General features: G+C 68.0%; 1 protein-coding gene. It reads left to right on the top strand.

The features are described from left to right. Positions 1-68: 68 nt before the first annotated feature. A partial coding sequence (locus ACE3TA_RS22600) for a hypothetical protein (RefSeq protein WP_374576579.1) occupies positions 69-1,188 on the top strand: 1,120 nt, incomplete at its 3' end.

Genomic DNA, 1,188 nt, shown 5'->3' on the forward strand with positions numbered 1-1,188 from the left:
CCATGCTAAGGGCACAATTGCGCCCTAGCGGCGGTGCCCGACGATGACTGAATTTGATTGGATCGTTCATGCGTATCAACCGGTTCCTGCGTATCAGCCTGATTGCCCTCGCCGCCACGACGGCGATAGTCTCGCCCCGATTCGTGTCGCAGTCCGGCGTGGTGCTGGCAGCCTCCGAGCCCGCCTCGGCGGCCGTGGAGGCCGCACGGCTGGCGCTGAAGGGCGATTTCGTGGCGGCGGGCGAAGCGGCCCAGCGCTCCGGCGACACCGCGGCGATCAAGCTCGTGGAACTGATCTACCTGCGCGACCACCCCAATGACGCGGGCTACCAGCGCATCATGGCCTTCCTCGACATGGCGCCGAAGTGGCCCTTGTCGGAAGCGCTGGTGAAGCGCGCCGAGCGCTCGCTCTATGTGAACAACGAATCGCCGGAGCTGATTCTCCAGCACTTCGCCAAGCGCAAGCCCGTCACCGACGAAGGTTCGCTGGCGCTGGCCCGCGCCCTGCTCGCCACCGGCGACACGGCGGGTGCGAAGGCCCAGGTGCAGAAGGTGTGGGCCGACCCCGATGCCACCGCCGAACTCGAGAAGCAGGTGTCGTCCGAATTCGGCAAGCTGCTCACCGTCGAGGACAACAAGCGCCGCATGTGGCGCCTCGTCTATGCGCAGGAAACCAACGCGGCGATCCGCGTCGCCAAGCGCCTGCCCGCCGAATACCAGAAGGCCGCCGGCGTGGCGCAGAAGCTGGTGCGCGGCGAGAAGGGTGCCGACAAGCTCTATGGCGGCCTGTCCTCCGACATGCGCAACGCGCTCGGCATGCGCTATGCGCTGGCCCGCTACTACCGCCTCAACGAGAACTACGCCAAGGCGCGTGACGTGCTGCTCACCATCCCCGGCGATGCCGACAAGATCGGCGATGCCGAGGCGTGGTGGATCGAGCGCCGCATCGTGGCGCGCCGCTCGATCGGGCTCGACGATCCGAAGGCGGCGCGCAAGGCCGCCTACAGGATCGCCGCCGCCCATGGCTTCAGCGAGGGCGACGAGGCGGTCGAGGGCGAGTTTCTTGCCGGCTGGATCGCGCTGCGTTACCTGAACGATCCGAAGACCTCGCTGGGCCACTTCCAGCGCCTCGCCGAGATCGCGCCGTCGCGCACCGAGAAGGCCCGCGCCGGCTACTGGACCGGCCGCG

Source organism: Phenylobacterium sp. (assembly GCF_041916435.1).
GTDB lineage: Bacteria > Pseudomonadota > Alphaproteobacteria > Caulobacterales > Caulobacteraceae > Phenylobacterium.